This is a genomic window from Williamsia sp. Y844 (assembly GCF_056786475.1).
Genome location: NZ_JBXCJB010000001.1, coordinates 2,164,547 through 2,182,666 on the forward strand (window position 1 = coordinate 2,164,547; position 18,120 = coordinate 2,182,666).

Here is an 18,120-nt window from a genome sequence, read left to right on the forward strand (position 1 = left end):
GGGCGCTTGATGATCCGCAAGTTGCCCGAAATGTTCTTTGGTGCACATCAGAGTTGTTGGTCGCGTACATTTACACCGGCGCAATGGCATCCCTGCGCATCACCTGCCCAGAGGGAGTCCTTCATGGACATCAACACTGTCACGGACGTTGTCCGGCGCCCACCGCAGCGACCGGGGGAGATCTGGCGCACCGGCGATGCCTGGCTTGCTGGTGGAACGTGGTTGTTCTCCGACGACCAGCCGCATCTACGTCGGCTGGTTGATCTCACCTCGTTGGGCTGGGAGCCGCTCGTATCCGATGTCGACGGCCTGCAGATCGGCGCCACCTGCACGATTCGCGATCTGTATGCCTTTGTGCCCCCGAATGGTTGGGTGGCCGGGCCGTTGCTGGCGACCAGCTGTGAAGCGTTCTTGTCGTCGTTCAAGGTCTGGAACGCGGCAACAGTCGGCGGCAACGTCGTCATGTCCCTGCCTGCAGGTCCGATGATCACGATGACCGTTGCGCTGGAGGCAACCTACACCCTGTGGGCGGCCGACGGTGGTGAGCGGACGGTTGATGCGGCCGAGTTCGTCACCGGAAACCACGAGAACGTACTGGCATCCGGTGAGATCCTGCGCCGCATCACCATTCCGGCGTATGCGTTGCGCAAACGGTATGCCGTCCGCCGGTTCACCCTGACCAAGATGGGCCGTTCCACGATCTTCATGGTCGGGACACAGACACCGGGCACCACCGATCTGCTGCTGACCATCACCGCCGGAACCACCAGGCCGGTCCGGCTGGCGTTCGACACGACCCCCGACGCCGCCACCTTGCGTGCCGCCATCGATGCGCTGCCGAGCGAGCTCTGGTTCGACGACCCGAACGGCAAGCCCGATCATCGGCGGCACCTGGCGAACCACTTCGCCGAAGAGATCCGGATCGAATTGGCAGGCGGTGTGGCATGACGTACACGGTGAACGGTAAATCCTTTGAGCAACAGCCGGATCCGGGTCAGTGTCTACGCACCTTCATGCGTGATCTGGGCCATCACGGAGTCAAGAAGGGTTGCGACGGCGGTGACTGCGGTGCTTGCACCGTGTGGCTCGACGGCAGTCCGATCCACAGCTGCATCACGCCGGCGTTCCGGGCCGACGACCATGAGGTCACCACCATCGAGGGCCTTGGCACTCCCGAAGACCTCCATCCGATGCAGAAGAACTTCTGTGCGGCACCGGGTTTTCAGTGCGGCTTCTGTACGGCGGGCATGATCATGACGGCGGCGGCGCTCACCGATGCACAGAAACAGGACCTGCCGCGGGCGCTGAAGGGAAACCTCTGCCGCTGTACGGGTTATCGGGCGATCGAAGACGCCGTCAACGGCGTCTCGGAGATCGAGGAGGCAAAGGCGGGCCAGGCCGTCGGAACCAGCGTGGGGGCACCGGCTGCCGTGGATATCGTCACCGGCCGCGCCGAATACACGATGGATGTCGAGATGGAGGGAATGCTGCACCTCAAGGTGCTTCATTCGCCCCACGCTCATGCCCGGATCGTGTCCATCGACAAGTCCGCGGCCCTTGCCGTGCCCGGCGTGCACCGTGTGTACACGTGGGAGGACGTTCCCCGGAAACTGTTCACCACCGCCATCCACACCGACCACCTCGTCGATCCGGATGACACCTACATCCTCGACAACGTCGTCCGGTTCGTTGGGCAACGGGTTGTGGCCGTACTCGCCGAGACCATCGGCGGCGCCGAGGAGGGTTGCCGTCAGGTGGTGGTCGAATACGATCTGCTGCCCGCGGTCTTCGATCCCGAAGACGCGATGTCGCAGGGTGCGCCTGCGCTGCACGGTTCGTCCGACCCCTTCGTTCAGGACCCAGAACACAACATCCTGCTCGAGATCCACGGGCACGTCGGTGATGTCGCGGCCGGGTTCGCCGAGGCCGATGTGATCCACGAGGGGACGTACGCCTCACCCCGGGTGCAGCACGCGCATCTGGAAACCCACGGATCGATTGCGTGGATGCAGGACGGTCGCCTGAATGTCCGGACCAGTTCACAGTCTCCGTCCATTGCCAAGGTCAAGCTCGCGCACCTGTTCGATCTGCGTCCTGACCAGCTACGGGTGTTCTGTAAAAGGGTCGGCGGCGGCTTCGGTGGCAAACAGGAGGTGATCGCCGAGGACCTGGTGTCATTGGCAACGATGGACACCGGTGCGCCGGTATCGCTCGAATACACCCGGACCGAAGAGTTCACCACGGCATCCCCGCGACACCCGATGAAGCTGACGGTCAAACTCGGTGCCAAGGCGGATGGAACGCTCACCGCATTCCAGGTCCGCAACGTCTCGAACACCGGTGCATACGGTAACCACGGTGGTGAGACCTTGTTCGCGGGCAGCGCCGCGGTGATGCTCTACCGTTGCGCCAACAAGAAATACGACGCCTATTCGGTCTACACCAACACGGTGCCCAGTGGTGCGCTGCGTGGGTACGGGATGACGCAACCGGCTTTTGCGGTCGAATCCGCGATGAACGAGCTGGCGGTCCTGTTGGACATGGACCCGATGGACGTTCGGCGCCGGAACATCATCCGTCCGGGCGATGCTCTCATCGCATTCGAAGACGGTCCGGACGATGTGATGTTCAGTGAAGACGGCCTTGGTGAATGCATCGATCTGGTCGATGCGGCGTTGGCGCGCAACAATAATGGTGTGCCGCTGGGTGATGACTGGCTGATCGGGGTCGGAACCGCGAGTTCGATCCATGAGACCGCGCCGCCGACCGAGCACATCTCGGAGGCGTGGGCGACTCTGGGCGACGACCTCGTCTACGAGTTGGCCGTCGGAACGGTCGAGTTCGGTGAGGGTACCTCGACCGCGCACGTCCAGATCTGCGCAAACCAGTTGGGCACCACGCCGTCACGAGTGCGGCTGATCCAATCTGACACGGACCGAACAGGTTTCGACACGGGCGCTTTCGCCAGCGCCGGCCTCTTCGTCGCAGGCAACGCGGTTCTGAACGCATCCAACGCACTTCGGGACCGGATCCTGGCGTTCGCAGCATCGCATACCGGTGTACCGCTCGCCGGCTGCGCGATGGACGACGACGGTGTTCTCTGTGGTGGTACCCGACTGACGCTTGCCGAGATCGTCGAGGCCGGGGCGCGGCGCGGGATCAAGTTCACGGAGGCTCGAAAGGCGTATGGATCACCGCGCAGCGTCACGTCGAACACCCACGGATTCCGGGTTGCGGTTCACCGGATCACCGGCGAGATCCGCATCCTGTACAGCGTGCAGGCGGCTGATCCGGGTGTGGTGATCAACCCGGCCCAGGTTCGGGGTCAGGTGGAAGGTGGTGTGGCGCAGGGGCTCGGATTCGTGCTCACCGAGGACTATCACGTCGATGAGACCGGCACGATGAGAAACCCGAACCTGCGTAACTACCGCATCCCCACGTTTGCCGACGTGCCGCGTACCGAGGTGATCTTGGTTCAGTCGCACGATTCGGTGGGCCCGATGCGGTCCAAAGGGATGGCGGAGTGCTGTATCAACCCGGTGGCCCCGGCGCTGGCCAATGCTGTCTTCGACGCGACCGGCGTCCGGTACAGAGAGCTTCCGCTCACCCCGGATCGGATCTTCCACCGTCTCGGGGCGTCCCGATCGACCGTGGCACCAGCCTGATTCACATTCGACGAACCTCTTTAGGAGATGGCGATGAGCGCCGAAACGATCAACACCGTAGCGACGGTCATCATCGGTCAGAAGGTGCGGCCCGGAGCTGAATCGGCGTATTCGATCTGGCAGGACAGCATGAATGCCGCGGCCTCGGTCTATCCGGGGTTCGTCGCGGCGGAAGTTGCCCAGCCCACCGACCGTCAGCCGGACTGGGTGGTCGTCTACCGCTTCGACTCCGTCGCCAATCTGCAGGCCTGGATCAACAGTGTGACTCGTCAGGAACTCCTGGATCGCGGGCGCGACTACGTCGACGGACCCGCCACCCAGCAGGTGATCAGCGGTGGCGCGCAGGCAGCGGACCCGCTGGTGACGGTGGTTGTGACCCATCGGGTCAAACCTGAACTCGTGGACGACTTCTTGGCCTGGCAGAGCCGCCTGGAGAAGGCCGAGACGAAGTTCGACGGGTTCCGCGGATCCGAGTTGTTCCGGCCGATCGAAGGTCTGCAGGACGAATGGACCGCGCTGTACCGGTACGACAACGCCGCAGATCTCGATGCTTGGCTGACCTCCGCCGAGCGCCGCGAGCTGTTGGCGGAAGGTGAGCGGTTCAGTGATTTCGAACTGCGGACCATCGACAATTCCTTCGGCAGCTGGTTTGCCTTCGACGACAAGGGAAATGAGGCGGCGCCCCCGTCGGGCTTCAAGACGTCCATCGCGGTTTGGGTGGGTCTGTATCCGACGGTCGTGCTCTTGTCGCTGGCATTGTCACCGCTCGAGATGCCGTTGTGGCTCGGGTTGCTGATCGGCAACCTCCTCTCGAGCTTCCTGATGAGCTATTTCACGATGCCCTATTACGTGAACAAACTCCTGAAGGTATGGCTCTGGCCACGGCCGGAACGCACTGCCCGGTGGACCAATTCGTGGGGCTGGGGCATTGTCGCCGCCGTGACGGCATTGTGGGTGGTGGTCTTCTACCTGGTCACCGTTGTGCTCTGGTCGTTGCCCTGAGTCGTTATCCGCCTGTCCGTTAGAGTTGCTCACGATATCCGCTTGTCGGCAGTGAGGTGCTCATGACGTTCAAGAGAACTGTTCTTGCGTTCGGCGCCTGCCTGACGCTCGCCGGCTGATGGAACATGGGTGGCCACCACGGCACGTCAGCGCGCCCTCGCCTACAACTCCACCAAAGTCATGGATTCGGACCTACCGGCCGGGATCGACGGTCTGCTCGACCCACGATGGAAGGGGCAGATCGGATATGCCCCGGAAAGCAGTTCCTTCGAGGTCACCGACGCGATGATGGCAGCGGTGAACAGAGGCGATATCGCGGTGGGGCTGACGAACCACTTCTCCTGGTACACGTTCATGGACAAGGTGGGATCGCAGTCCGCGGTCGCTCTCCACAACTTCTCGGCAGGCGATCCCGGTGCACTGGTCAACGTTGCCGGAGTCGGGGTCCTGGCGTCATCGCAGAACAAAGAAGCGGCATTCGCATTTGTCCGGCAGTTGCTTTCAGCCCAGGCGCAGACGTATTTCGCGAACCAGACCGCCGAATACCCGGTGATCGCCGGCATCGAGTCGAAATACGATCTGCCCCCGCTGGATTCGGTGGCGGGGGCAGACGTGGACCTTGATCAGTTGTCCTCGATCGAGCAGACGCGAACGCTGCTGGCCGAGGTCGGGATCATCTGAGCGCAGCCAGGTTGGCGTTGCGGGCCGTGATCCAGGTCCGCATGCTGTCGATGTCGGCCGTCAGATCGTCTGCGGTCAAACCGTCGCTGGTGGGAATGGATTGCGCCAGGGCGTCGAGTTGTCCCTCGGCCAGACCACTCGCGTAGATCTGGTCGTACAGATCCCAGTACGCGGACTCATAGACCTCGGTGAACGCATCCGACGCGAGGAACCGGGTCTTCAGCGGGTTACCACCGCCCATACCTCCACCACCTGGGCCGACCTGACCTTTGGTGTCGGATTGGGACTTGTCCTGGCCCTCAGGCGCTGCCTGCCGGGTGCCGGTGTTGTCGGGGCGTTGCTGCACCTGCCCGTCCGTCGCGGTTGCTCCGGGTCGGGGGCCCCCGCCACCGCCGCCACCCATTGACACGGTGTCGTCGGGACCGGCAGTGGTCTGGCCGTTCATGGCCAGGTTGAGGTCCCACGCGACAACCGTGATCTTCTCGGTTTCCAGGTCGTACCAGAGGTAGTAGTTCTGGCCCGGGCCGCTCATGTCGTCGGAGTTGACCAGCAGGTTCTGGGTGGCCACGTACTGCGCAAACGAATCGACGTCCACCCAGTCACCGAGGTGCTCGTCGAACTCCTCGTCGTCGGCGTTGTCGAGCCATCGCAGAAAATTGATGATCGGCTCCACGTCGCCGGTTCCCGATGCGTTGAGCAACTTGAACTGGCTGGTGTACGACGCCTGGTCATCGTCGACGTACGCCATCTTCGAGTTCGCGTCGGCCTTGTACAGATAGCCGGGGGAGTCGAAGAGGGTGTCGGCGTACGCGGAGTCGGGATGTTCGAGCAGTAGACGCGTCGAACTCTCGCCGCCGTTGACGCGGTAGACACTGTAGGCGTAACGCTGCGATGCCTGTCCGGTCTCGTCGGTCAGTGACAGGGCCATCGCCTCGTTGATCACGGGTGATCCCGGACGCACGGAGATCTCCGTGAGCCCTTGGTAGGCGCGGCCTTTGGCGTTCTCGTCGAAACTGATCAACAGCGGAAGTGAGCTGGGATCCGCTGCGCTGACGGACCCCATGGCGCCGCCCATCATGCCGCCCATGCCGCCGCCCGGCATCTGCCCATCCGTCGGCGGCTGCATGCCCTCGGGGAGTTCCATGCCTTCCGGGAGTTCCATGCCTTCCGGTGGCTCGAAGCCTTCGGGAGGTTCCATACCCTGGGGAGCTTGGGCGCCCTCGCCGCCGGCACCCCGTCGATCCCCGTCTCCACGTAGACCTATCAATGTGGAGTTGCCCTTGAGACGTACCGAGGCATCCGAGATCACGGTGCCGTCGATCGTCACCGTCGCATTGATCCATTTCTTCTCGCCGTCATCGCTGTACGCGGTGATCATGTCTTGGTACTCGGCGTCGGTGAAGTCGACGGATACCTCGTGATCTTCCGAGTCGTCGAACAGATCGACGGTGCCGGTGATGTTCTCGGTGATCTCCGATGCGACGATCGCTTGATCTCCGGTGATGTACGGACGGATCCGGGTGGTGCCGAACACCGTTGCCATCACGACGACAAACGCCACAAAGGTCGCCACGATCTTCCAGTGCTGGCGCATGCTGACCGGAATATGGTGGCGCAGACTCTTTTTGGGCGGACCGGGCTCAGAGACCGCCGGATCCGGATCGTCGGCCATCAGATATCCGTCTGGTCGTATCCGGTCAGAACGGTGACTCGTTGGCCGGAGTTGACGTCCCTCAGTGCGGCGATGAGCTCGGCCGGCTGCTTCCCTTTCTTCAAGCGCGCGGTGTAGTACAGCTCATTGAGGGCGCCGGCTCTGGTGGATTCCGTTGACACCAGCTCGAATTCGAGGCAGTAGCTGATCATCACGTCTTCGATCAGTTTCGCGTACTCCTGCTCCGGCGGAACCTGGACCTTGACCACCTGGCGCTGGACGTCGAGCTTGTACCAGTTGAACTTGTACATGATCACGAGCACGAGGCAGATCGCCACGGTTGCCGCGATGGCGAGAAGGTAGAAGCGGGTTCCGGTGCACATACCGATCGCCATCACAAGGAAAATGAATCCCACGTCTCGGGTTTCCTTGACGGCGTTGCGGAATCGGATCACCGACAGTGCTCCGACCAGAGCGAATGCGCGCGCGATGTTGGAGCCGACAACCAGCATGATGAGGGCGATGATCATGCCGCACATCACCAGTGTCTGCACAAATGACTGACTGTACGAGACGTTCTTGTGGGTGTAGCGGTAGACCCAGGCCACCGTCGCCGACAGCACAAACGACAACGCCAATGAGCAGATGACGTCAAACGTGTTGAACGTTCCACTGAGATCTTGCAGATCGATATTCACAAACTCTTCCTCAAATCGGACATACTCGCACAGCTCTTGGATTCTTGTGGCACAACAGGTTCTGCTGCACCCATCTGGGATCGCGGAGCCATCCCGAATGCTTCTACGGATTGGCAGTACTTCGACACGCGGATGACCGACATGTTCAGCCGGGCGGTGAGATCGGTGGCCCAGTAGGGCACACGTTCGTTCGCCTTGAGTTCCACGACCGCCAGTTTGGGTGGAATGGTGAATTTGTTTTCCGAAGCGCAGGCGAAGTCGAAATCGCGGTCACGGCCGTGGACCCTGTGGTCGATGGTCACTCGAAGCCCGAGGTCTGCGTCGTTGCCGACGAATGCTTCACGCAGATAGCCGGTGGTGACGATCGGTCGCAGGTCGAGATTGCCGATCAGCGTGGTGACCTCGTTGACAAATGGTCTGTGCGCGGGGTCGCACTCGATGTCTTGGCGCTCGTTCAGCCATCGCAGTGCGGCGCCGTATGGCATCGAGATCCGGCGTTTCTGGGTGACCCTGTTGACGCGTTGCTTGATCTCGACATGCACCTCGGTGGTGTCGGTGCACTGTGCCGGATCCCCGTAGAGACGCATGCGCAATTTGCGCCGGAACTTCAGTCCCTCGATCTTCTCCCAGTAGAACCGCAGATCCGGGGTGTCGTAATACAACGACGTCACCGGGTACCCGCCGACGGGCGAGTACGGATCGGAGTCCATGCGGGCGGAAAGTTCTTCGCGCAGCTGTGGAACCTTCAGCTCATCGACGAAGTATTTGATCTCGTAGCGGTTGAACGCATGCAATCTGCTCGCCGTTTGCTGATATCCCTGGGTACTCACCCCGGTTCGTCACCTCTTCCGTTCCGATACGCCGGGATGAACTCCAGGCGAACGGGAACAGTAGAACTGATGAACCTTGAGGGACGGTCCGTGGTTTCCTGTCAGTTTCCTGTCAGTTGAGGATCAATTGTCGCCGAGACGAATTCAGAACGCGGTGCGCTCGAGCCAGGTCTCCCAGATCTGCTGATCGCCCAGGACCTCGGCGTTTGCTTCAGCAGCCGATAGACGACGGGTCAGTGCCAGCAAGAGATCCGACGCGCGTCCGCGTGCTGCGGCCCCGGCCTTGGTATGGCTGTTGTCCCAGATGATCGCATCGTCACCGCGGCTGATCGACCATTCACCGGCGCTGCCGAGGCTGTCTTCGAAGGCGTGCAGGTGCAGGGTGGACCCGGCGTCGAGTGGGGCGGGCCTGCCAGAACCAGACTGGGCCAGGAGGTCGAGCCATTCGGATATTCCATCGGCGGCAAGAGCTGGGCTCAGCTCGTAGGGAAGACCCAGTGCCAGTGCGGCATCGGCCCGGTGGACCGTCGCCTCGTGGAGACGGCGGCGGATCCACCACGCTGACGGACGCGGGCCGAGGAAGGTCCAGACCGGGGTGTCCGGGCCGGTCTCCGAGACCGCGTCGATCAACTTCTGGGCTCCGTCGTGCAGCCAGTCGATCGCCTGATCCGGATCGGCCGGCGGCTTTCCACCGCTGACCGATCGCGGATCGAGTGGTTGCTCGCGTCGTTCGGCGACGATCGCAGCGGCCCATCGATCGCCGCGGCCGACATGGCGAAACAGTTGCTGGACGGTCCATTCCGGACACGTCGGCACAGGATGGGCCGGATCTGCCTGCCGGATCAGTTCGCCGAACAGGCGGTTTTCTTCCACAAGCGCATCGGAGTAGTCCACCTTCGGACAGTACCGCTTCGGCCGGAGGAGGTCATCCACCAAACGCCGAACGCCGGAACTGCCGGGCCCGATGTTCGTCGGGCAGGTAGGGGCCCTTACCGGGGAAGATCTTCTCGCGGAGTGTGCCCGGTGAATAGCTCTCCTGCATGATCCCGCGTTTGCGCAGTACCGGCGACACGTGCTCGACGAAGTCCTCGAAGGAACCCGGCGACACGACGTACTGCACGTTCATGCCGTCGACTCCGGCATCCTGCCAGGCCTCGATGCGGTCGGCGATCTGCTCGGGTGTGCCGACCTCACGCATGTTGCCGAACCAGCGGACCAATTCGCCGATGGTCATCGATTGGTTCGGCGCCATCGAGATCAGTTTCGCGACGATGCCTTCCCTTCCTTCGGGGCGTTTGGCGATCTCCCCGATGGGTTCGTGCGGGTCGAGTTGTCCGAAGTCATAGCCGAGGAAGACACTCTGTTTGGCGAGATTTGCCTCGATGCTCTGGAAGTCGGTGATCTCTTCCTGTAGCCGATTGGCCTCCTCCTCGGTACTGCCGACGACGAAGCCGAGGATCCCGAGCAGCTTGACATCGCCGGGGTTCCGCCCGTGACGCCGCGCGGCGGCCCGCACATCGGAGACGATCGGTGCCGCCTCATCGGGACTGAGCGCATTGATGAACAGTCCCTCCGCATTTCGGCCCGCGAAGTCGCGTCCACGTGGGGAGACACCGGCCTGGATGAGGAACGGTGTCCGCTGCGGCGACGGTTCACACAGGTGTGGCCCGACGACGTCGTAGAAGGGCCCGACGTGGTTGATCTCGTGGACCTTGGCCGGGTCGGCGTACTGCTGGGTGGCGATGTCACGGATGACCGCATCGTCCTCCCAACTGGCCTCCCACAATTTGTAGACGACGTCGATGAAGTCGTCGGCGCGGGCGTAGCGATCCTCGTGTTCGGGAAGCCCGGACAACCCCAGATTGCGGCCGGCGCCTGCCAGGAACGTTGTCACGATGTTCCATCCGATGCGGCCCCTGGTGAGGTGATCGAGGGTCGACATCTTACGGGCGAACGAATACGGCGGCTCTTGCAAAATGTTCTGGGTGAGAACAAATCCCAGCTCATCGGTGGCGTACGCGAGTGCCGGGATCAATTCCCCGGGATCGTTGATGGGAAACTGCATACCACTGCGAACGGCGGTCTCGCGGGATCCGGAGAACGATTCGTAGGGGGCGAGCACGTCGGCGAAGAAGAGAGTGTCGAAGCAGCCACGCTCGAGAAGCCTGGCGCACTCGACCCAGTAGTCGATCGAGTTGTAGTCGAGCTGTTTGCTACCCGGCCAGGCCCACATCCCCTGATCGTGGTGGGAGACGGAAAAGATGTTGAACGCGTTGAAGATCATCCGCGGGCGCTGGGTCATTGCGACTGTTCCTCTTTCACACCGAGCACCTCACGGCCGACAAGCCCGGCAAGGACTTCGGTCGAGTACGCCATCAACTGACCGGCCTGGGCATCACGCAGATGACGCTGGATCGGCGACTTCTTGAGATAGCCGGTGGCACCGCCGATCCGCACCGCGAGCTGCGCCACATCCACCGCGACCTTGTTGGCGAGGTATTTGGCGCGGGTGAGATCACCGAAGAACGCGGGATCGCCGTTGTCGGCTTCCTGCAGGCCTCGCTCGTAGAGCGCATGTGCGCCTTCGAGCCGGATGTGGGCGTCGGCGACCTCGTGCTGAACCCACTGCTGATGGGAGAGAGGCTTGTTCAGGATCACACGTGACGATGCGTGTTCGATGATCGCTTCCAGCGCCGCATCGGCGATACCCAGGGAGATGGCGGGCAGCCCGGCCGGAATGATCGCAAAGTCACCGAATCCGGGGGCGCGGCCACGATACTCCTGACGCATCAGGGTGTTCTCGAACGAGAGCAGCTGACTCCGGGTGGCACGCAGCCCGAGTGTGTCCCAGATCGGGATGATGGTGACCGTCTCGTCCGGGATCACGCCGAAGAAGGTGGGAGCACCCTCGACCAACGCATTGACCAGTAGGTAATCGGCGATCTCGCTGCCGGAGACAAAACGCTTCGCGCCGTTGAGGATCCAGCCACCGGGCGCCGCCTCGGCTTCCTGCGTGGGATTGAGGAAGCGGTTTCCGCTGGTGGGTTCGGACAATGCGTTGGCAAATCGCTTGCCCGCCAGGAACTCATCGGCGAAGAAGGAGCCGGCGACCTCACGGGTGAGCTCGGACAAGCCGACGCCGGCCCCGGAGTGCATCGTCCAGATGGTTGCGGTCGACGGGTCGGCCTTGGCCAGCAGTCGCACGACCTTACCGAAGCCCAGGTAGCTCAGGCCCGATCCGCCCAGGTGTTGGGGAAGGACCGCCGTGTTCAATCCGGCAGCGTGCAGTGCGTCGAGATTGCCGATCGCGATCTCGGCGCGATCGTCGTAGTCGGGTGCCGTTTTTGCGAAACCGGTTGCCAGTTCGGCGATCGACTCGATCAGCGCATGTTCTTCTTCACGCGCGGACAGTTGCGGGGTGGTCATCGGGCTCCTTCTTTCGGACGAATTGTTGCCGGAGCGGTGGCCGCTCGCGGCGTTCGGCCACGTCCGAGGTGCATGCGGCGCGACACCACACACAGAACGACAAACGTGGCGAGATACGGCAGGGACTGGAACAGTTCGACGGGCAGGCCGAGGTTGCGGGTCTGGGCGAGCAGGGCGAGGCTGTTGAAGAATGCGAACAGCAGGGCGCCGGCAACCAGGCCAAAGGGGTTGCGGCGTCCGATGATCACCACGGCCAATGCGATGAATCCCGCGCCGCCGGTCATACCCGGCGAGAAGATGCCGATGCTCGACAGGGACACCACGGCCCCACCGAGTCCGGCGAACGCGCCGGCGATCACCGCTGCGGCGAGTCGGTAACGGGCCGGTGAGATGCCGCGAGTGATCGCCACAGCCGGGTCGTCTCCCACCGAGCGCAGGCGTAGCCCGAATCGGGTCCTCGTCAACACAAACCAGGACACCACGACGAGGGCCAACGTCAGATAGAAGAACACCCCGGCCTGGGCGAGTCCGGTACCGATCAGTGGGATCTCGTCCAGGAGTGGGATATTGAGCACCGGCTGGGTATCGACCGCGGTATTGGTGGAACCGGAGGGGTTGATCGACTGGTACAGGAAGATGCTCAGTCCCGAACCGATGAGCCCGATGGCGATTCCGACGATGATGATGTCGGCTCCGGCCACCGACGAGGCAAGGCCGAGTAGAAGACCCGACAGTGCACCCAGCGCGATTCCGGACAGCACACCGAACCAGACACCACCGACACTTGATCCGAGGACACCGAAGACCGCGCCGATCAGCATCATTCCCTCGATACCGACGTTGAAGCCGCCGGTTCGTTCGAGGAAGATCTCGCCGAGTCCGGCAAGAATGATCGGTGAGCACAGTGCCAGTGCCCCCGCGATGACGATTGTCCAGAAGTCGAGGGTGTTCATCCGGCGGTTACTCCGATCTTCTGAGAGTCGGTGCGGGGTTCTGGTGCAGATGTGCGCGGCAGCAGTTTGATCGCGGCCAAGGCCAGCGCCGCGGTCAACAGCAGGATGCCCTGGCTGACGGTTCCGATGGCGGTCGGCGTGGTTCCGGTGGCCATCTGTACACCTGCCGCGCCGGTGCCCAGCGCTGCGTAAACCACTGCTGCCACGGCGATTCCGATCGGATTGCCCCGTCCGAGTACGGCCACGGCCAGTCCCGCGAAGCCGATGCCGCCGGCGACGTTCGGTTCCAGCCGGGTGGTGACACCGGCGACCTGCATCCAGCCGGCCATACCCGCGCACAGCCCGGAGATCAGCATCGCGGACAGGATGGCGCGCATCGGGGTCAGGCCCAGTCGGGATGCCAGGAGGGGCCGCTTGCCGTAGACATCGAACAGGAAGGCAGATGGTGTCCGCGTCCACCACCAGGCGCCCAGAATGATGATCACAACGATCACGATGCCGACGTGGATACGGCCGTCGACCGGAAGTTGCGGGATCAGAGACGGTTTCGGAAGTACCGCACTCTGTGGGCTGGCCGCAGTCTGTTCGTCGCGCAGTTGGTTGCGCAACAGATAGGTCAGCAGGAACGCGGCCAGATAGTTCGCCAGCAGCGTGGACAGGATCTCGTTGACACCCCAACGCACCTTGGCGATGGCAGGGATCAACGACCACAGTGCGCCGCCGATTCCGCCTGCGATGGCGCCGAGTGTCAACGCCACCAGCGACGGCACCGACGTGCCCAGCGCAAAGGCGACTGCTGCCGAGAGCGTGGCGCCCAGGATCAGCTGGCCCTCCGCGCCGACCGTGATGATCCCCGCGCGAAGTGCGATGGACGCACCGAGGGCAACCAGTGCCAGGGGCGTCGCGTCGGACAGCGTTTGCGTGAGGTTGTAGCCACTACCGAATGCACCGGTGAACCAGCCCGAGAGCGCAACATCCAATGTGCCGCCGGTACTTGCGATCATCACGGCGACAATGGCAAGTCCGGCAACCAGATAGAGCCCGGCCAGTACCAGTCCGCGGGTGCCGGCGTACCGGCGCAGGAGCTCAGACATTGATCTGACTCCCGCTGGTGAGACCGGCTGCCGCACGGCCGAAACGCCCGATGTCGAAGTCGGCGGTGTCGAACTGATCGACGATCCGGCCTTTGGCCATCACCAGGATTCGGTGAGACAGTTCGCGGACTTCGTCGAGATCGGCCGACACCAGCAGGATCGCCGTGCCCTTGGCCGCGGCATTGCGTACCTCACCGCGAATTGCGGCCGCCGCACCCAGATCAAGGCCCTGTGTCGGGCCGTGCAGTACCGCCACGGCCGGGGCGTCGGTGGACTGATGCCCGCCGAGTTCCCGCCCGACCAGCAGCTTCTGCTGGTTTCCGCCGGACAGGGCACCTGCATGGATGCCGATGTCCAACGGCCGGACGTCGTGGCGCTTGCAGAGGTCGAATGCAAACGCCCGGATCGACCTCCAGTCCATCATCCCGAACCGGCGAAATGGCCTGGGGCCACCGGTGCTGCCACCGAGTCGGCGCAACACCGAGGAATGGGTGATGGGGGAGTCGGGTAGGAGGAAGTCGGCACGAACCTCTGGGACGTAGGCGACGTCGGCCTCGTGCGCACGGCCCGGGTGCCCGGCGATGTCGGTGCCGTCGACCGTGATCGAACCGCTGGAGATGGGAACCATGCCCACTGCGGCGCCGGCGAGCAAGCTCTGGCCGTTGCCTGCAACACCCAGTACACCGACGATCTCGCCGCGCCGGACGGCGAAGCTGACCGAATCGAGGGAAACCTGACCGGGCGCGTTGATGCTGACCCGGTCGAGAATCAGTCGCTGCTCGCCTTCGGCGAACGGACTCGGCACGATCGCATCCGGCGCCGACCCGACCATCGCGGTGACGAGATCGTCGTCGGTGGCGCCGGACATGGCTGCGGCAAGGGTGACGCGGCCACGCGAGAGTGCGGTGACGTCATCGGCGACAGAGCGCGCGTCGGCCAGCCGATGGGTGATCAGGAGAATCGAAACACCATTTGCCGCAAGAAGTTTGAGTCGCGCGAAAAGAGTTTCGGTCTCGTGGGGGCCCAGTGCCGAGGTGGGTTCGTCGAGCAAGAGGATATCGGCGCCCTGGGCGAGTGCGATCGCCAGCTCGCCGAGTTGGCGCTGCGCGAAGCCCAGGTTGCGGACCGGGGTGTTGGTGCGGAGCACCAGTCCGGCCTCGGTGGCCACCCGGTCGAGCGCTGTGGTGGCCCGAGAGCGCGAGGCGATGCGCTCGGACTGGTTCAAGATGAGGTTCTCGGCCAGTGTCAATTCTGGATTGAGGCTCAGTTGCTGTGCGACCAGACCGATTCCGGCACGGATCGCAGCGGTCCGGTTCGGGAGCACAACTGGCAGACCGTCTCGAACAACCGACCCGGAGGTTGGTTGTTCGAGACCGGCCAGGATCTTCAGTGCCGTCGACTTACCGGCACCGTTTTCACCGATGAGAGCATGGATGGTCCCAGGGGCGATGGTGAGGTCCACGTTGTCCAGCGCCTGCGCGGCGCCGAAGCTCTTGGAAACACCATGCAACGAAAGTTGTTTCACCATCAGCCGAATCCCGTACCGTCTCGTCGATTGATCTGTGTTCGCCTCAGGTCAGCTGATCGGCGGGATCGTGACCGCGCCCGAGGCAAGCTGTGCGGCAAGCTCATTGACCTGCTCGGCGATGTCATCGGGCAGGTTGGGCGCAGCCGCGGGCTTGTTGCCATCGGCGTAGATCAGGCCCTTGTTGGCGATGGTGGAGGTGTACGCGTGGTCGCCGAAGGTGTTGTTGTTCAGCTGTTCCACGATCTCCCGCAGTGTGGGGGTGAAGTCGAGCTTCACCAGTCCGATGTTGACCGCCTGTGCGTCCGATGACGATGCACTCGATGCGCCCAGTGTTGCCACGTTGGCCGCCTTGGCCGCCGACAGCACGCCGGGTGTGTATGCCTCGGCCCCGGTGACGATGAGCTTTGCGCCGGAGGCGATCTGGGCCTTCGTCGCCTGGTTGGCCAGGGCGGTGTCGGTCCAGCTGCCGGTGAAGATCGGGGGCAATTCGACGGCTGCCGGATTCGTCACGTCGAGACCGACGCTGACCGCCTTGTAGGTGATCTCGTTGAAGGGGGCGAGCTGTCCTTCGACGACGCCGACCGGTGACAGGCCGGTCTTTCCGGCGATCCAGCCGGTGAGGTATCCCTGCTGGTCACTGGCGTACGTCCAGGTCTCGACGTTGGGAGTGGCCTTGTCGAGGATGTCGGCCGAACCGGTGGCCACAAAATGGGCTTCGGGGAGTTCGGCGGCAACGGTGAAGATGGAGTTCGCGAAGTCCAGGCCCCAACCGATGATGAGGTCGTAGCCCTGTGAGGCGTATTGGCGGAAGGCCGCTTCGGCATCGGAAGAGGTGGTGACCGACTCGCGGATCTGCAGCGAGATCGCGCCCTCGTCCTCGAGTGTGGTGCCGGCATCCGCGGCGTACTGGCTGAAGCCGCCGTCGTTGGCCAAGCCGCCCAGCACGATTGCGACCTTGGGTTTGCCCGAATCGGTGTCGGCCCCGGAGTCGGATGAGCAGGCGGCAAACGTGGCCACCAGCGGTATGGCAAGTAGGACGGCGAGACTCTTACGAAGTTTCATGATGCGGCTTTCTTGGCGTAGGACCCAGTGTTGAGAGCTGCGCTCAACTTGTTGATAAGTATGTTCACGCGATCCGTCCCAGAAAAGAAACAAAACCGCGACGCGTAAAACCGGTCTCACGTTTGACGGGGGTCGGTTCTGGGTGGTACGGAGTGTCGCCACACCACGACTCTGTGGTGGTTCGCTAAAGATGGGTTCTATCAATCTATTTCGAGCATCGGCGAGTAACTGTGCGCGGTGGTCCGGGTTGCGGACGTGCGGTGGTGCTGAAGTGGTCGTGCGCCGGTTATGGAGCTTCGGGACCGAGGTGGTGATAACTTATCAACAAGATCCCGCCGCTGCAGCGCAGTGTGAATGCCCCCGGTTGGGCATACCTCCTCAAAACACCTAAGGAATGTGTTTCACATGAGTGTCGACTCCGTCTCTGCCTCCGCACCGCGTATCGACGAAGGCTGGATCCGTTCGCTGCCCAAGGCGGAAGTGCACGTCCACCTCGAAGGCGGCTTCGAACTCGTCGACCTGATGGATCTGGTGAAGGCCGCCGGTGAGCCGTTGCCACGTCCGGCGGCAACCCTTCTGCAGAAGATCGGTGAGGGTTTCGACGTCGGCGACGGCACACATGCGGCCGAGGTCGGACTGACACCGTTTCTGGAGTTCCTCGACTGGGGTTGCGGATTGATCCGGACCTCCGAACAGGCTGCCCGACATGCGTATCGGTTCGCGGCGCGGCAGACGGCATCCGGGATCGCATACTCCGACGTCATCATCAACCCCTGCCACTGGAGCGCCTGGCGGGACCGCTTGCCCGAGCTGTTCGATGCGTTCGCGGCCGGACTCGACGAGGCACATCAGGACGGGCTCGCCCAGATCCGGCTGTGTGTCTCATTGCTGCGTTCACAATCGGCGACCGATGCTGTCGAGCTGGTCGAGTGGATTGCCCGGTCGCGGCCGAGGCATGTTCTGGCGATCTCAGTCGACGGTGACGAGCGGAGATCGGGGCGGGTCAGCGCAAAGTTCGCCGACGCATTCGCGCTCGCGGGTCGCTCCGGGCTCCATCGCACCGTGCATGCGGGTGAATCGAGTGGGCCGGAAGGCGTGTGGGATGCGGTGAACCTCCTGCAGACCGAGCGGGTTGATCACGGTGTCCGGGCCATCGAGGACCAGCGGTTGGTCGAGCACCTGATCGAGACGCAGATCCCGCTTGGAATCTGTCCTCGATCCAATGTCATCCTGGGCATCTACGACGATTGGTCGCAGCATCCGCTGATCCGACTTCGGGACGCAGGTGTGAATGTCACCATCAATACCGACGATCCGGGTTTGCTGGGTTCGACGCTGGAGGGGGACTGGGCGGTATGCGCGGCGACGTTTGGTCTCGACGAGTCGGATCTGATCGGCTTCGCCCGGGCGTCGGTGGCTGCATCCTTCGCCGACGACGACACCAAAACCGCACTGGCTCAACAGATTGATCAATTCGAGCTGGCGCAGGGCTTCTCGCCCCTGCCGTCCACGTAACTGCCATCCACAGGA

Annotated in this window: 15 protein-coding genes; 5 read left to right on the top strand and 10 right to left on the bottom strand. The window is 63.1% G+C overall.

Annotated elements, in window-relative coordinates; translation table 11 throughout:
- Nucleotides 1-123 precede the first annotated feature (123 nt).
- The 4 genes from AC1TQG_RS09810 to AC1TQG_RS09825 all read left to right on the top strand — a co-directional run bounded on the left by AC1TQG_RS09810 (nt 124) and on the right by AC1TQG_RS09825 (nt 5,348).
- Entirely contained in the window at nt 124-948 is an 825-nt protein-coding gene (locus tag AC1TQG_RS09810; RefSeq protein WP_482136730.1) for an FAD binding domain-containing protein, read from the top strand.
- Nucleotides 945-3,665 (top strand): molybdopterin-dependent oxidoreductase, encoded by a 2,721-nt coding sequence (locus tag AC1TQG_RS09815; protein WP_482136731.1) that lies wholly within the window; start codon nt 945-947, stop codon nt 3,663-3,665. The genes AC1TQG_RS09810 and AC1TQG_RS09815 overlap by 4 nt, the downstream gene beginning before the upstream one ends.
- A 33-nt stretch (nt 3,666-3,698) precedes the next feature.
- Nucleotides 3,699-4,667 (top strand): antibiotic biosynthesis monooxygenase, encoded by a 969-nt coding sequence (locus tag AC1TQG_RS09820; protein ID WP_482136732.1) that lies wholly within the window; start codon nt 3,699-3,701, stop codon nt 4,665-4,667.
- A gap of 129 nt (nt 4,668-4,796) precedes the next feature.
- Entirely contained in the window at nt 4,797-5,348 is a 552-nt protein-coding gene (locus AC1TQG_RS09825) for an extracellular solute-binding protein (RefSeq protein WP_482136733.1), read from the top strand.
- Here AC1TQG_RS09825 and AC1TQG_RS09830 read toward each other — a convergent pair.
- The 10 genes from AC1TQG_RS09830 to AC1TQG_RS09875 form a co-directional block, all read right to left on the bottom strand.
- Complete coding sequence (locus AC1TQG_RS09830; protein ID WP_482136734.1) at nt 5,341-7,020, bottom strand: CotH kinase family protein; 1,680 nt, start codon at nt 7,018-7,020, stop codon at nt 5,341-5,343. The two genes, AC1TQG_RS09825 and AC1TQG_RS09830, sit on opposite strands and share 8 nt — an antisense overlap.
- Nucleotides 7,020-7,697 carry a DUF4956 domain-containing protein gene (locus AC1TQG_RS09835; protein ID WP_482136735.1) on the bottom strand — a complete coding sequence of 226 codons (678 nt, stop codon included), beginning with the start codon at nt 7,695-7,697 and terminating at the stop codon, nt 7,020-7,022. The genes AC1TQG_RS09830 and AC1TQG_RS09835 overlap by 1 nt, the downstream gene beginning before the upstream one ends.
- Nucleotides 7,694-8,527, bottom strand: a complete 834-nt coding sequence (locus tag AC1TQG_RS09840) for a VTC domain-containing protein (RefSeq protein ID WP_482136736.1) — start codon at nt 8,525-8,527, stop codon at nt 7,694-7,696. The genes AC1TQG_RS09835 and AC1TQG_RS09840 overlap by 4 nt, the downstream gene beginning before the upstream one ends.
- Nucleotides 8,528-8,671: 144 nt before the next feature.
- Complete coding sequence (locus AC1TQG_RS09845) at nt 8,672-9,421, bottom strand: maleylpyruvate isomerase family mycothiol-dependent enzyme (RefSeq protein ID WP_482136737.1); 750 nt, start codon at nt 9,419-9,421, stop codon at nt 8,672-8,674.
- 31 nt (nt 9,422-9,452) lie between these two features.
- Nucleotides 9,453-10,829 (bottom strand): LLM class flavin-dependent oxidoreductase, encoded by a 1,377-nt coding sequence (locus AC1TQG_RS09850; RefSeq protein ID WP_482136738.1) that lies wholly within the window; start codon nt 10,827-10,829, stop codon nt 9,453-9,455.
- Nucleotides 10,826-11,953, bottom strand: a complete 1,128-nt coding sequence (locus tag AC1TQG_RS09855; protein ID WP_482136739.1) for an acyl-CoA dehydrogenase family protein — start codon at nt 11,951-11,953, stop codon at nt 10,826-10,828. The genes AC1TQG_RS09850 and AC1TQG_RS09855 overlap by 4 nt, the downstream gene beginning before the upstream one ends.
- Entirely contained in the window at nt 11,950-12,906 is a 957-nt protein-coding gene (locus tag AC1TQG_RS09860; protein ID WP_482136740.1) for an ABC transporter permease, read from the bottom strand. The genes AC1TQG_RS09855 and AC1TQG_RS09860 overlap by 4 nt, the downstream gene beginning before the upstream one ends.
- Nucleotides 12,903-14,000 (bottom strand): ABC transporter permease, encoded by a 1,098-nt coding sequence (locus AC1TQG_RS09865; protein WP_482136741.1) that lies wholly within the window; start codon nt 13,998-14,000, stop codon nt 12,903-12,905. Before AC1TQG_RS09865 ends, AC1TQG_RS09860 begins: the two co-directional genes overlap by 4 nt.
- A complete protein-coding gene (locus AC1TQG_RS09870; RefSeq protein ID WP_482136742.1) occupies nt 13,993-15,528 on the bottom strand; it encodes an ABC transporter ATP-binding protein in 1,536 nt (511 codons plus the stop codon). Before AC1TQG_RS09870 ends, AC1TQG_RS09865 begins: the two co-directional genes overlap by 8 nt.
- 48 nt (nt 15,529-15,576) lie before the next feature.
- Entirely contained in the window at nt 15,577-16,590 is a 1,014-nt protein-coding gene (locus tag AC1TQG_RS09875; protein WP_482136743.1) for a BMP family ABC transporter substrate-binding protein, read from the bottom strand.
- Nucleotides 16,591-16,995: 405 nt separating this feature from the next.
- Between AC1TQG_RS09875 and add the strand changes: the two genes are divergently transcribed.
- The gene (add, locus tag AC1TQG_RS09880) at nt 16,996-18,105 is read left to right on the top strand and encodes an adenosine deaminase (RefSeq protein WP_482136744.1); all 1,110 of its coding nucleotides are present in this window, start codon (nt 16,996-16,998) and stop codon (nt 18,103-18,105) included.
- The last annotated feature ends 15 nt before the right edge of the window (nt 18,106-18,120 follow it).